Origin of the sequence: Chlorobaculum sp. 24CR, from assembly GCF_004118635.1 — a bacterium.
Lineage (GTDB): Bacteria > Bacteroidota > Chlorobiia > Chlorobiales > Chlorobiaceae > Chlorobaculum.
Genome location: NZ_SDGU01000058.1, coordinates 1 through 13,741, shown reverse-complemented (window position 1 = coordinate 13,741; position 13,741 = coordinate 1). Strand labels below are relative to the sequence as shown.

Annotated in this window: 14 protein-coding genes; 6 read left to right on the top strand and 8 right to left on the bottom strand. The window is 55.6% G+C overall.

Features of this window, described 5'->3' with window-relative positions:
* Positions 1-138: 138 nt before the first annotated feature.
* Complete coding sequence (locus EST62_RS10540) at positions 139-387, top strand: hypothetical protein (protein ID WP_129052039.1); 249 nt, start codon at positions 139-141, stop codon at positions 385-387.
* A 92-nt stretch (positions 388-479) separates the two neighbouring features.
* Here the strand turns inward: EST62_RS10540 and EST62_RS10535 are convergent, their stop codons facing one another.
* The gene (locus EST62_RS10535; RefSeq protein WP_129052038.1) at positions 480-662 is read right to left on the bottom strand and encodes a hypothetical protein; all 183 of its coding nucleotides are present in this window, start codon (positions 660-662) and stop codon (positions 480-482) included.
* A 147-nt stretch (positions 663-809) separates the two neighbouring features.
* Complete coding sequence (locus tag EST62_RS10530) at positions 810-1,457, bottom strand: heme-binding protein (protein WP_129052037.1); 648 nt, start codon at positions 1,455-1,457, stop codon at positions 810-812.
* 294 nt (positions 1,458-1,751) lie between these two features.
* Here EST62_RS10530 and EST62_RS13525 point away from each other — a divergent pair, with 294 nt between their 5' ends.
* The 3 genes from EST62_RS13525 (at position 1,752) to EST62_RS10515 (ending at position 5,024) form a co-directional block, all read left to right on the top strand.
* Positions 1,752-2,105 (top strand): hypothetical protein, encoded by a 354-nt coding sequence (locus tag EST62_RS13525; protein ID WP_167599311.1) that lies wholly within the window; start codon positions 1,752-1,754, stop codon positions 2,103-2,105.
* A gap of 131 nt (positions 2,106-2,236) precedes the next feature.
* The gene (locus tag EST62_RS10520; protein ID WP_129052036.1) at positions 2,237-3,436 is read left to right on the top strand and encodes a geranylgeranyl reductase family protein; all 1,200 of its coding nucleotides are present in this window, start codon (positions 2,237-2,239) and stop codon (positions 3,434-3,436) included.
* Positions 3,437-3,578: 142 nt separating this feature from the next.
* Complete coding sequence (locus tag EST62_RS10515; RefSeq protein ID WP_167599310.1) at positions 3,579-5,024, top strand: amidohydrolase family protein; 1,446 nt, start codon at positions 3,579-3,581, stop codon at positions 5,022-5,024.
* Positions 5,025-5,100: 76 nt separating this feature from the next.
* Here EST62_RS10515 and EST62_RS10510 read toward each other — a convergent pair whose 3' ends face one another.
* The 6 genes from EST62_RS10510 to argC form a co-directional block, all read right to left on the bottom strand.
* A complete protein-coding gene (locus tag EST62_RS10510; protein WP_129052034.1) occupies positions 5,101-6,306 on the bottom strand; it encodes an argininosuccinate synthase in 1,206 nt (401 codons plus the stop codon).
* Between the two features lie 14 nt (positions 6,307-6,320).
* Positions 6,321-6,770 carry an arginine repressor gene (locus EST62_RS10505; RefSeq protein WP_129052043.1) on the bottom strand — a complete coding sequence of 150 codons (450 nt, stop codon included), beginning with the start codon at positions 6,768-6,770 and terminating at the stop codon, positions 6,321-6,323.
* A 10-nt stretch (positions 6,771-6,780) separates the two neighbouring features.
* Positions 6,781-7,797 carry an ornithine carbamoyltransferase gene (gene argF / locus EST62_RS10500; RefSeq protein ID WP_129052033.1) on the bottom strand — a complete coding sequence of 339 codons (1,017 nt, stop codon included), beginning with the start codon at positions 7,795-7,797 and terminating at the stop codon, positions 6,781-6,783.
* Entirely contained in the window at positions 7,794-8,714 is a 921-nt protein-coding gene (gene argB, locus EST62_RS10495; protein WP_167599309.1) for an acetylglutamate kinase, read from the bottom strand. Before argB ends, argF begins: the two co-directional genes overlap by 4 nt.
* 191 nt (positions 8,715-8,905) lie before the next feature.
* Positions 8,906-10,189, bottom strand: coding sequence for a bifunctional glutamate N-acetyltransferase/amino-acid acetyltransferase ArgJ (gene argJ / locus EST62_RS10490; RefSeq protein ID WP_371414693.1), 1,284 nt, complete (start codon positions 10,187-10,189; stop codon positions 8,906-8,908).
* A gap of 28 nt (positions 10,190-10,217) precedes the next feature.
* Complete coding sequence (gene argC / locus EST62_RS10485) at positions 10,218-11,243, bottom strand: N-acetyl-gamma-glutamyl-phosphate reductase (protein WP_129052032.1); 1,026 nt, start codon at positions 11,241-11,243, stop codon at positions 10,218-10,220.
* A gap of 164 nt (positions 11,244-11,407) precedes the next feature.
* Between argC and EST62_RS10480 the strand changes: the two genes are divergently transcribed.
* Positions 11,408-12,352, top strand: a complete 945-nt coding sequence (locus EST62_RS10480; protein WP_129052031.1) for a substrate-binding domain-containing protein — start codon at positions 11,408-11,410, stop codon at positions 12,350-12,352.
* A gap of 4 nt (positions 12,353-12,356) precedes the next feature.
* A complete protein-coding gene (locus tag EST62_RS10475; protein ID WP_245153602.1) occupies positions 12,357-13,637 on the top strand; it encodes a GGDEF domain-containing protein in 1,281 nt (426 codons plus the stop codon).
* Positions 13,638-13,741 lie beyond the last annotated feature (104 nt).

The window sequence follows — 13,741 nt, the reverse complement described above, 5'->3', positions numbered from 1 at the left end:
GTCAAGGTCGAGAAATTGAGTATAAAAAGTTGCATTCACAGCAGCTCCAACTCTTCTAAATACCTCGAAGCTCTGCTTCGAGGATCCTTTATTTGGTCGTGAATCAGATATATTTATCGAACGAAAACAGGGATTGATATGGGAAAGAGGTATGAGGTAGGCAATGATTTTTTTCGTGAAAAAATATTGGCTGCCATGTTGTTTGGATTCCGTAACGTCAAGAATCCGTCAACCGTAACCGTTCATCCGGAACTCATGGTGAAGATAAGGGAGAACTTCAAGGATAAAGTGATATCGCCGAAACAATTTGGCGATGTGGAGGTGTTTTGCGGGCTGACGGTCATTGAAGATGTGACAAAAGAAAAGGATTACATCTCAGTCAATTAAACCCTGAAAAAACAATAGTTCAGGCTCAGCGAAAAGTTGATCGGCAAGCAGACGTGCAGCGCAGGATGGATGCACCGTCTTGCCAGTTCGTCTCACTTTTTGATGTAGGCGTTCAGGCCGATCGTTACAGGTTTTCCTTCGATCATGACGTCGGTGACGGCGTTGCCGTGGGTGCTGGCGACGACGAGGGTTTTGCCGGATGACGAGGGGGTCGGTTTTTCGAGGTCTATTTCGATGCAGAGCTTGTTGTCCCTGATTTCAACGGTCATGGCCATATTGTGGTTGCTTTGATGGTTACAGAGTTGCTGCCGGTCTCAATATACTCTTCCGCCGGGGATTCGAGCCACGGAAATCAAGTGACTGATTACCGCGCTTTTTCGGAGAACGGGTTGCCTCAGCGCGTACCGGCAGCAAATCCCCGATTACTCCTTGCCGGATCGACCTTGATCGGGCTCGATTCTGATCTGCACCTCGTTACGCCGCAGGAAGGGGATGGTCCATGGCGGATCGTACGAGGCGAGCTTGGGTTCCGACAGCGCGCGATAGCCCTGTTTTTTGAGCCAGGCTTGCAGTTGCCTGCCATACTTTTCAAGATTGGCGGCGGAGTGCAGGCCCGAAAAGGTGACTACGGCAATCGTCGAGGGGGGCAGCTCCCTGAGCTTCACTTCGGGATCGAGCGGTTCAGGGGCAGACTCCAGGGTAAAGCCCTCAGGAAGCACGAACGCCATGCTCCAACCGCCTTTGTCGGGTTGCTGCAGCACCGGCGCCGTCATGGAGATTTTTTCGCTGCTGCGCTCCTGCAACACCGGCGCGGTCATGCTGATCGACGTTTTCGACCTGTTCTTGCCGAAAATATATCCCGCCAGCCGCTTGAAGCCCTTGCCGCTTGCGGCACTGTAACTCTCGTCGTAGAGGAAGGTTTCGGCGATCACCATCGGGCCATAACGACGCACCTCAAACGCGCCATCGTGTTTCAGCACTTCGTAGTGCGGTTCAGCGGCGTCCCGCTTACCCAGAACGGAGCATCCTGCAAGCAGGAGGCTTGTCAGCATCAGCATAACGGTTTTCATGATCTCGTTCCCTTTTTATCATTGTGGTGCGTCATCGTTACGCTCTCTTCAACGACGGAAGGTTGAAAAAGGTTTGTTCGATGGATCGTAGCAGCGAGTGTGTTTTGTTTATGATGCCGCGCATCCGGAGCGGGGGCGCTTGGATTTTAACTTCCATTGTGGTGAGTACGAAGACAAGTCTAAGCTCAATGGCAGCATTGCCGACAAAAAGCCTGGTGTTGCTTAATAGCTGCAATTGTATGAGCTTTGTAGTGTTGCCGGACAGTTTCAGGAACAAAACGGGAGTATGTAACCATGGATACCCGAAAGCTGATCGAAACCTACCATCTTGCATGGACGAGCGGGGATTTTGCCACAGCCCGCAACTCTCTTGCTGGCGACCTCGATTTCAGCGGAAGCATGGATACGTTTACCAACGCCGACGATTTCATCGCTGCACTGACCCGGTTCCGGCAGATGGTGCAGAGCGTAGAGCTGTTGCGGCAATTTTATAATGAAACCGGTGCGGCGTTGCTGTATGATTGTCATACCGCTTCTCCCGCAGGAATTATTCGTACCGCAGAATTCTTTACCGTTACCGCCGACCGGATTTCCGCAATCAGGCTTGTGTTTGATGCCACAATATTAAGGCAGGCTATGCAGGCATGAGCATTCCCTGGTCTATGGTTTTTATGGGGGGGATGAACATCTTGATGGCGGGAAATCAGTGAGCGTTCCTTAAGTTACTGAGGCACCGGAGGTTGCATCAACCCGATCGCTCAACATCCACAAAAATTCGTATGACATCTTATGACGCAGTGATTTCCGGAGCTGGCCCGGCAGGATGTTCGGCGGCGTTGTTTCTGGCGCGAAAAGGGTACAAGGTTTTGTTGCTCGAAAAGGAGCGCTTTCCGAGAGACAAGGTTTGCGGTGACGGCATCACCGCGCTCTCAACTGCGCTCTTGGAAGAGATGGGCGTCATGGAGGTTATCCGTCAACGTGTTGGTCAACTGACGGTATTTAAAGGCGTTACGCTCTATTCTCCCACCGCCGCCGTTGTGCATGGGAAGTTTTCTCAGGCCGGATGCCCTGAAAGTGCTGCCTATGTCATTCCGAGAAGAATTCTCGATGACTGCCTCGCTTCCACGGTGAAGCCCCATTCTTCAATAACTTTTTTCGAAAATACCACGGTCAACGACCTCATCACCGAGGGCGGCAGGGCGAGTGGCGTCAGTACGTCAAAAGGGGAGTATTTCGGTCGCGTCGTTCTTGCCGCCGATGGTTTTTATTCGCCGATTGCCTCCCGGCTGAACCTGAAAAACAACCTGAAAACCCATCAGGGTTTTGCCATTCGCGCCTACTTTTCGCAGGTCGAGGGGCTGAGCGACTCAATCGAACTTCATTACGACAAGTCGATGCTGCCGGGCTATGGCTGGATATTTCCGGAGGGCAACGGGAGGGCCAATATCGGGGTTGGCGTGATTACCCGCTTCAAGGATCAGCGCGGACTCAAGCGTTTGTTCCAGCGGTTTGTCTCTGGCAGCACACCCGCCTCGGAAAAGCTGAAGCGGGCAGTCATGGAGCCGGGAACGCTCAGAGCCTGGCCGCTTCCGATGGGCTCCCGGCCCGGACAGCGAGGTCGCGGCAACGTGTTGCTCACCGGCGACGCCGGAAGTTTTGTCGATCCGCTGACTGGCGAGGGCATCTATTACGCCCTGAAAAGCGGTCAACTTGCCGCCGAGGCCGCGGCGCGGGCGCTGGATGCGGCAGACGAGGCGCGGGCCATCGTTTGGTATGAAAAGTTCTGGCGAAAAGAGTTCCGGTTTCACGATTTCACTGTCGGATATGCTCTTCAGGCCTTGTTGAACAACGAGTATATTCTGGAGTCACTGATGCAGTTTGCAGCCAGAAAACAAACGCGAGCCGATTTGCTGGCTGATGTTATCGGTCATAACCGGAAAAAGATCGAGCTGTTTAAAATGCTGCTGCCGTTCTTTTGAAATGCTTGAAATGTGATGGGGATTATCGGCACACCCGGAGGGAAACCGGAATTACGATGCCTTGTTTTATCGATAAATAGCGTCTTTAAACAATCTTTGAAAAGGGGGAGATATGCGGTACTTCTATGATTCACATTGCCACATGATGAACTTGAGTCATCCGAATCTCACGGCAATTATCAAGAGGATTTATACCGACAACATAAAGCCTCTGTTTCTGAAATACGTCAAGCCGTTCAAGATAGCTTTGGTGGTAATTCTTTTTGTTATTCCGGCTTTTCTTGTAGCGCTTTTACTGACAGGTCATTTTTGGATTATCAAATTAATGCTTTATGGCGTGTCCTTTATGGCGCTGATTTTATTTGCATATATTCTGTTTGTATTTGGAAAGAAAGATAAACGGGCGATAGCGTTTTCGAAAATACAAACCAGTTTGATTGATAATGCAAAGGAAAAGCTTGCCAATGTTTTGAATTTACTGGCCATCATGGAGACGGATATAGGGGACTGCCTTATTCAGATGGAGGAGGATCTGAGAAAAAATTTACCGTTGAACAGTGCTCTCATCATTTCGGGAAATGGCGAGACGAAACAGTATGACAAAATGGTGCTGACTCCACTCATCATGGATTTCGGGCTGAAAGATTCAGGAAACTCACGCATGACCTACAAGGTGCGCTGGAAGCCGATCGTGGCGCAGGTTGAAGATTTGTGCACCGGAATACGCGACTACTATCGTCACCGGAAAGATTATATAAAAGGGCATCCTGAACCGCTTTTTCAGATTATCCCGTTTATGGGAATCAATACGCAGAATTATTATTCAGAAAAAGATAAAGCGACAGGAAAAAATATCTCTGTCAGTCTCAAGCAGCTTCTTGAAAAGAATTTCGAAAAATTCAAAGATGATACCTCTCCTCAAATGAGGCGAAAGCATATCGATGAAATTCTCTGGGAAGATTTCAATGGCAATATTGAATCATTGAAGTCACACTATTTCCTCGGTATCAAAGTCTATCCGCCTCTCGGTTTCGATCCGTGGCCGGAACCGGGGGAGGAGAGGGACAAAGTATGCTTTTTATATGACTTCTGTGTAGAGTACAATGTTCCGATTACGGCGCATTGCAATCCGGGAGGGTTTCTGGTGCACAAAGATTTTTCAGAATATTCCAGCCCATTCAAATGGGAGTCAGTGCTGAAAAAGTATAAAAAGCTCAGATTGAATCTCGCTCATTTTGGCGGTACGGATGGCAAGGAATGGCGCAGAAAGATTGCTGATATGATTCTTGAAAAAGATTCTGAAACGGGTAAGTATAAATATGAGAATTTGTATGCCGATATTTCATATCAAGGAGTTGATGAGTCATCTTATAAGGATATGATGAATTTTATCAATGGCCACGATGGAGAGAAGAGGTCGAGACTGTTGGAGCGTATTATTTTTGGCTCGGATTTTATGATCAATTTACAGGATATAAGCTCATATAGCAAGTATCTGCGATATTTTATAGACTCAGACGCCTTGACGCTGGAAGAGAAGGATATGCTGTGCAATAAAAACGCCGAGCGGTTTTTATATATCGGTTGACAGCGTGAGGCTATAAAAAAAGCAGTCCCGATGAGTCGAGACTGCTTTTTTGTTTTCAACCGATAATTTTCAATGATCACTTCTTCAGATTCACCTCGCTGTAGGTCTTCAATCCCAGGCCGTAAAGCTGGATGAAGCCTTCGGCGGCTTTGTGGTTGAAGGTGTCGGCTTCGGTGTAGGTGGCCAGCGCTTCGTTGTAGAGCGAGTTCGGCGAGGTGCGGCCAAGCAGGGTGACGTTGCCTTTGTAGAGCTTGACTCTCACCATGCCGGTGACGGGCTTCTGCGTGACGTCAACGAAGGCGTCGAGCGCTTCGCGCATTGGCGAGAACCAGGTGCCGTTGTAGATGATGTTGGCGTAGTCCTGACCGATGTTGCGTTTGTACTGGAACACCGACTTTTCAAGCGTGAGGCGTTCGAGTTCGCGGTGGGCGAAGTGCAGAATGGTGGCTGCCGGGGCTTCGTAAATCTCGCGCGACTTGATGCCGACCACGCGGTTCTCGATCATGTCGAGCCTGCCGACGCCGTTCATCGCGCCAAGCTCGTTGAGCTTCACGATAAGGTCGAGCCCCTCCATCTGCTTGCCGTCGAGCGCCACGGGCACGCCTTCGACGAAGTCGATATCGACAACGGTCGGCTCGTCGGGCGCCTTTTCGGGAGCCGTGGTGATCTGGTAGGCGTCCGCAGGGGGAGCGACCATCGGGTCTTCGAGCACGCCGCACTCGATGCTGATGCCCCAGATGTTCTCGTCAATCGAATACGGGTTTTTCTTGGTGGCCGAGACCGGGATGTTGTGCTCCAGCGCGTAGGCGATCTCCTGCTCGCGCGAGGTGAACTCCCATTCGCGCAGCGGGGCGACCACCTTCATGTGCGGGGCGAGCGAGGCAAACGTGACCTCGAAGCGCACCTGGTCGTTGCCCTTGCCGGTGCAGCCGTGGGTGAGCATCGTGCACCCTTCGGCGAGCGCCACATCGACGAGCGCCTTGGCGAGAATCGGACGGCCCAGCGCCGTGGCGAGCGGATAGACATCCTCGTACAGCGCGCCAGCTTTCAGCGCTTTCCAGATACAATCCTCGACGAAAGTTTTACGAAGATCGACGAAGTGGAATGACGCCGCGCCGGTGGCGATGGCTTTGGGTTCGAGGTTATCGACCTCCATTTTCTGGCCGAGGTTGCCCGTGACGGCCACGATTTCAGCCCCTTCATATTTATCCTTCAGCCACTTGATCATGATTGAAGTGTCGAGTCCGCCGGAGTAGGCGACCGCTATTTTTTCCTTGCTCATACTTGAGGTACCGGTTATGGTTGTGAGAGAATTTTCTGAATATAGGATTTGACGGACGAAATTTTCCTGACGGTTGCCGGAATGACCAGCACCGTGTCATCCCCGGCGATGGTGCCGAGAATGTCGTCGTTGGTGAGCCGGTCGAGGAACGAGCCGACGCCGTGCGCCCGACCCGGCAGGGTGCGGATGATGATCGCGGTTTCGTTCGAGGCCACCGCGAGCACCTCCATGCCGACCAGCCCCTTGATGATGTCCACCTGCGGCTCTTCGGGCGCGACGAGCCGGTGGCCGCCATCCGCCGTGCGGCGACGGACGACACCCATCTCCGCGAAATCACGCGACAGGGTAGCCTGGGCGACCACGATGCCCTCTTTTTCGAGCAGTCCGAGCAGCTCCTGCTGGCCGGAAATTTCGCCGTTTTCGATCAGCTCTCTGATCTTTTTCTGCCTGTTGGCCTTGTTCATCGTTTCCACGTCAGGCTTTCAGGCGATTGGCGGCGCGGTTCAGGCGGTGCGTCAGGTGGAACTTGCGGTAAACGTCGTGGTTCATCAGCTTGACCATCAGCGCTTTCTGCACGTGCAGGCGGTTTTCGGCCTCGTCGATGATGATCGACTGCGGGCCGTCCATCACCTCGGCGCTGATCTCCTGGCCGCGATGCGCGGGCATGCAGTGCATCACCACCGCCGACGATTTCGCTTCGGCGAGCATCTTCGAGTTGATCTGGAACGGCGCGAAAGCCTTCAGACGCTCGGCGATCTCCTCCTCCTGGCCCATGCTGGTCCAGACGTCGGTGTAGAGCACGTCAGCATTTCGGGCCGCCTCCATCGGGTCGTGCAAAATTTCGATGGAGCCCTTGGCGTTTGCGCGAGCCTGCCTGAGCAGCTTCTCGTCCGACAGGTAGCCTTCGGGGCAGGCGAGTACGAAGTGGAAGGGGAGAATCCCCGCCAGCTCGATCCACGAATTCGCCACGTTGTTGCCGTCGCCGACGAAGACCACCTTCGTATCCTCGCGCCACAGCCCCTTTTCGTAGAGCGTGAAGGCGTCGGCCAGAATCTGGCACGGGTGCGACAGGTCGGTCAGCGCGTTGATGACCGGAATATCGGCGTAAGCGGCAAGCGTTTCGATGATCTCGTGCTCGTGCAGCCGGGCGACGATGGCGTCGTTGTAGCGCGACAGGAGGCGGGCGATGTCCTCCACCGACTCGCGCTCACCGACGCCGATCGACTTGCCTTCGAGGCTGATGGCGTGGCCGCCCAGCTCATAGACGCCGAGTTCGAACGAAACCCGCGTACGGAGCGAGGGTTTGTTGAAGATCATGGCCACGGTCTTGTGGCGGATCGGGCGGAACTCGTCGCTGTTCCGGTTGGCATGGCGCTCTTGCTTGATGAAGAGCGAGTAGTCGAACAGCTCGATGATTTTGGCCGCATCGAGGCCGGTGAATCCGAGAAAGTCGCGTTTTTTCGATCCGTTGCCTGACTGGTGTTGGCTCATGATGCTGCTCCTTCAGCTATAGTTTCGTTTTCGATTTCGTTGACAAACTGCGTACCGACGCCTTCGTTGGTGAAGACTTCGAGCAGCAGCGAATGGGTGATCTGGCCATCGACGAGGTGCACCTTGCCGACGCCGCCGTCGAGCGTCTGGTAGGCCGAAACCACCTTCGGAATCATGCCGCCGGTGATGATCCCTTTTTCGATGAACTCCGCCGCGTCGGCCTTGCAGATTGTTTTGAGAATCCGGTTGCCGACCCGCACGCCTTCGACGTCACTGACGTAGATCAGCTTTTCGGCCCTGAGCGCCACGGCGATGCAGGCCGCCGCGTCGTCGGCATTGATATTATAGACGTTGCTCTCCATGTCGTAGCCGATGGGGGCGATCACCGGAATCAGTCCCGCGTCGCAGAGCAGGTCGATGTAGCGGGTGTTGATCTCGGCCACCTCGCCGACGAGGCCGAGGGTCGCCGCGTTCGGCGATGGCTTGGCCAGAATCATGTCGGCGTCGAGGCCGCTCACGCCGACGGCGTTGCCGCCATCCTCGTTGATGAGCTGCACAATGTCCTGGTTCACCTTTCCGGCGAGGGTCATCTGGATCACGTCGATGGTCTGGCGGTCAGTCACGCGCTTGCCGTGCACGAAGGTGGTTTCGAGACCGAGCTTCGCGGAGGTCTTGGTGATCGCGTCACCGCCGCCGTGCACGATCACCACCTTGATGCCCACCTTGCGCAAGAGCGTGACGTTCTCGGCGAAGATGTTCTTGAGCACCTCGTCCTTCATAGCCGCGCCGCCATATTTGATGACGAAGGTCTTGCCCTCGAATTTCCTGATGTAGGGCAGCGCCTCGACAAGCATGTAACCGATTGCCGGTTCGGGTTTTTTGCCTTCGGGGCGGAATTCACTGCACATTTTTTCCATGTCAAAATCTCTGAAATTCAAAAAAAGAAAGCTCTCACAAGCCCAAAGGCAACACAACTCCTGCGAAACCGGGGACGAAGTGGACGGAGTGGACATAATGGACGGAGTGGATCAAGAAGACAAAACCTCGACAACCACTCTCCATACTTTCAACTCTTCATTATCAACTATCCATTATCCATTGTCCATTATTAACTCCGATAGCTGCCGTTGATTTCGATGTAACCGTGGCTCAGGTCGCACGTCCAGACGGTCGCCGCGCCCGGCCCGTTGCCGAGCGAGAGCGTAATGGTGAACTCCTCCTTCGACATGATCGCTTTGGCCCGCTCTTCCGAAAAGTTCGCGTCGAGGCCCGGTTTCAGGATTGGCTCGTCGTCGAAACTGACAGCCAGCCTCTCCTGATCGAACGACGCGCCGGAGCGGCCCGCCGCCGCGATGATGCGGCCCCAGTTGGCGTCCTCGCCGTGGATGGCCGTTTTGACGAGCGGCGAGTTGGCCACGGTCATAGCCGCCATGCGCGCCTCGGCGTCCGTCGCCGCGCCGGTGACGCGCAGTTCGACGAACTTTGTCGCCCCCTCGCCATCGACAATGATGAGCTGGGCGAGCATGGTCATCACCGAGCGGAGCGCCTCGCCGAAGAGCCGGGCGTCATCAGTGCCGCGCAGCACTTGCGGCCCTTTGCCGCTCGCCATGATCGCCGCCATGTCGTTGGTGCTGGTGTCGCCATCGACCGTGATGGCGTTGAAGCTCACCGCGTTGGACGCCGAAAGCAGCTCCTGCAAGAGCGCCGGGTCAATCGAAACGTCCGTGCCGAGGAAGGCGAGCATCGTCGCCATGTTGGGGCAGATCATGCCAGACCCTTTGGCGATGCCCGCGATTCTCGCCGTGCCGCCGGAGAGCGCGACATCAACGGCGAAAGCCTTCGGGAAGGTGTCGGTGGTCATGATCGCCTCGGCGGCGTCCGCCCACTGCGTCGCGCCGGATGCGGCTTTGAGCGACGGCATGGCGGCGGCGATTTTCTCGACTGGCAGCGCTTGGCCGATCACGCCGGTGGAGGCGACGAGCACTTCGCTCGCGTCGAGGCCGAACGCCTGCGCCGTGGCTTTCGCCATCAGCCGCGCATTCTGCATCCCCGACGCGCCCGTGGCGGCGTTGGCGTTGCCACTGTTGCAGATGACGGCCCGCATTTTGCCGCCGGAGGCTCGCAGCGCGGCCTTCGACAGCTCGACCGGAGCGGCGCAGCAGAGGTTGGTTGTAAAGACCGAAGCGGTGCTTGCCGGTTCGTCGCAGAGCAGCAGCATCAGATCCTTGCGCGAGGGCTTGATGCCGCAGTTGATACCCGCGAGCGTGAAGCCTTCGGGCCAGAACGCGCCGCCCGACGCGGGATCGGCAATGACCGGCGTCACGCCTTCAGGCCAGATGGTTCTGGCGACGAGGCGCTTGACGGCGGCTATCGATTTTTTAAATGGTTCCAATCTTTATAAGAAAATTACGGATTGATAATTACAGCAAAGCTGTTGTTTCGTCGAAGCCCAGCATCAGGTTCATGTTCTGCACCGCCTGACCTGCCGCGCCTTTGACGAGGTTGTCGATGGCCGTGATGACGACCAGCGAGCCGCCGCTTTCAAAGGCGATGCTGACGTCGCAGAAGTTGGTGTGGGCGACGTGGCTCACCTCGGTTACGCCGTCGCGCAGCCTCACGAAGGGCGCGTTGGCGTAGAATCTTGCGTAAAGTTCGCGGATCGACTCCATCGCCACCGGCGAGGCGAGGCGCACGTTCAGCACCGAATAGATGCCGCGCACGTAGGGGGCGATCATTGGCGTCATGACGAAGCGGAACGAAGGCTCCGTCGCCGAAGTGCCGAGCGCCTGCATGATCTCCGGCGTGTGCTGGTGCTTGCCCACCTTGTAGGCCCGCATGTTGCCGCTCATTTCGGAGAAGGAGAGTTCGAGCTTCGAACTCCGGCCCGCGCCCGAAATGCCCGAAATCGCCGTGACGTTCACGGACTCCACGTCGAGTCCCGCCATGCCGCCACGGAAGAGAGGAGCCAGGCCGAGCGTGATGCTCGTGGCGTAGCATCCCGGATTGCTGATGGCCGTCGATCCAGCGATTTCGTCGCGGAACAGCTCCGGCATTCCGTACTGGAGTACGTCATCCGCCGATTTATCGCCGCCGTAAAAAATCTTGTGCTCGGCGGTGCTCGTGAGTCTGAAGTCGCCCGACAGGTCGATCACCTTTTTTCCGGCGGCTACGATGCCCGGCACGAGCTGCAACGCCTCGCCGTGCGGCAGGGCAAGAAAGTAGAGGTCGCTATCCGTTTGTCCCGAATAGGTCTGAAAAACTTTGTCGCAGGGGATCGACGGGTACAAATCCGTAAAGCGTTTTCCGGCCTGGGTGTGCGCGTAAAGTTTTTCGACGGCGACGCCCGGATGCTTCATGAGCAGCTTCACCAGCTCGGCTCCTGAATATCCTGAAGCGCCGATGACCGAAACCGTCACCTTGTTATGCTGCATCGAGATAAGATTCATCAGGGTTTGAAGGCAAATTCATCGGAGTGAATAAATATTCAGGAATGCGGATATTAGTGAATTCACAATTTATTTCCATAAAGAAACAGGGCATTTCCGAAATGTTTACAATTCCGATGTTTTGCCGTTTTGTCTATCTTAAGCCTAACATTCAAGAAAATATCATGAATCACCGGTTCCGTAACGTCGTGATTGCTCTTCTCCTCGTCGCAGGCATTGTTGCGCCTGTCTGGCTTTGGATGCGTACGCCTTCGCCGGAAAACCCGCTCGCTTCGGCCATTTCCGGCCCAACGCCCATCAGCGGAACGCTTGCCGTGGCGGTTGACCGATCGCTCACGCCGGTCGCCGAAATCCAGGCGAACGCTTTTTCGGAACAGTATCCGAATGCGACCATAAAACTCACCTCGCAATCGTCCCGGCCCATCTTGCAGCTTCTCGAACATCGTGTCGCGGCGGCGCTCATCGAGGGCGCACTCTCGGCTCGCGAGGATTCACTGCTGGCAACGCTGAAGCGTTCCGTCAAGCGCCAGCCGGTCGCCCGCAACGGGCTCGTGCTGGTCGTCAACCGCGCCAATCCCGCTCGTTCCGTTTCGGTCGCCGAGCTGAAAGCGGTGTTTTCCGGACAGGTCAACAACTGGCAATCCCTCGGCGGCTCGCCGGGAAAAATCGTCGCCTGCCTCGATGGCAGCGACCTGCGGGCGCGGGTGCTGCTTTCGGAGATGCTGTCAGTCAAGGCGGACTCGCTTGTCGCCGCCGCCGAAGCGGACATGCCGCGCCTCCTGAATCGCGTGCGCGACGACCGTAACGCCGCCGCCGTCATGACGCTGCCAGCTTACGCCGAGGCGTTGCGCTCCGGCGGTTACGCAGGGCGCATCAAGGCGCTGCCGGTGAGCGCAGGCGCGGGCGGCGAGCCGCCGGTCGAGGCTTCGCCCGAAACGATATACACCGGCGACTATCCGCTTTCGACGGATATTTTCTACCTCTACGATCCGTACGATCCGCTGGCGACCGGCTTCGGCGCATGGCTCGCCAAAGAGGGGCAGAAGCTTTTCGAGCGCGGCGACATGGCCCCGTACGAACAACTTGTGCGCACCATTATTCTCAAATAACCGGATGAAATACGATATCGACATTACCGGCAAGGGATTCCTCAGGTTAACGATGATTTTCGGCATTGTGTCGCTGATTCTGGCCGCCGGAGGAACCGCCTGGTTCGGTGCTTTCCAGAGTTCCCGTCTTCACCAGATCAGTGATGATGAGGCGTTGCGCATGAGGCTGGTCGAATGCCGCACCAGAATTTCGTCGATCGAGCAACAGTTTGAGGATGAACATCTTTCGGTTGACAAGCAGGCTGAGCTTCAGTCGAAGCTCCGGATCGAGTGCGCCAGGTTTTCGGAGATCGGACGCAGCCCCGATATGCCGCAGGGCAGCGAGATCAGCCAGTGGCTGAAGCGCCGCAAGCCGCTCGCCGCGCCGCTCAGCCGCGAAACGCTTCAGCTCATGGTGGTCGATATGGACGGCATGATTTCGAGCCTGGGTTCAAAGATCGCCGATGAAAACGAGTTGCTCACGGCCAGTCTGAATTACTATCTCGTTTTCATTACGCTCTTGCTGACTGTTGTCGTGCTGGCTGGCGGCAGGTTTATCATTTCCAGCTACCGGCGCTCGATCATTCCCCTCCACCAGCTTTCGCAACGGCTTGCCCTGTTGAACTGCAATCTCCCCGAAAGTCTGCACGACACCGCCGAAGCCGCCGAAACGCTTCTGAGCGGCGAGGATCCATCCGCCGAAATGCGCTCCGTCAGCGAATCGGTCGTCAGCATGTGCCACGACATCGAAGAGAAAAACCGCAAGCTCGACGAGTTGCACATTCGCGATGAAAAGACCAATCTCTACAACTATCGCCACTTCAAGGAGCATCTCATCATCGATGTCGAGCGGGCACGCCGCCTCAAGGGCGACATTGCGCTCGCCATGATCGACATTGACAACTTCAAGCGCTATAACGACCGCTACGGGCACGTTGCCGGGGACAGGGTGCTGGCGAGAATCGCCGAAATCATCAGGCAGGAGTGCCGCATGACTGACATTCCGTCGAGGTTTGGGGGTGACGAATTCGCCGTGCTGTTTCCGAAAACCGGCAGGGCGACGGCTCTGGAGATTTCCGAGCGGCTGCGCAGCATCATCTACGCCGAGCCGTTCGAGTACGAAAGTAACCAGCCCGGCAACCAATTGACGGTGAGCATCGGCGTCGCCTCATGGCTCGACGACGCCACGGACGGCACCTCGTTGATTATGAATGCTGACAAAGCTCTTTACAAAGCAAAGTCGTCGGGAAAAAATATGGTTTTGGCATTTTCAACGGGGGAGGTAAGTGTCGAGGATGAGAAGTGAGTCTTATGTGAATAAAGGATCCTCGAAGCAGAGCTTCGAGGTATTTAGAAGAGTTGGAGCTGCTGTGAATGCAACTTTTTATACTCAATTTCTCGACCTTGACT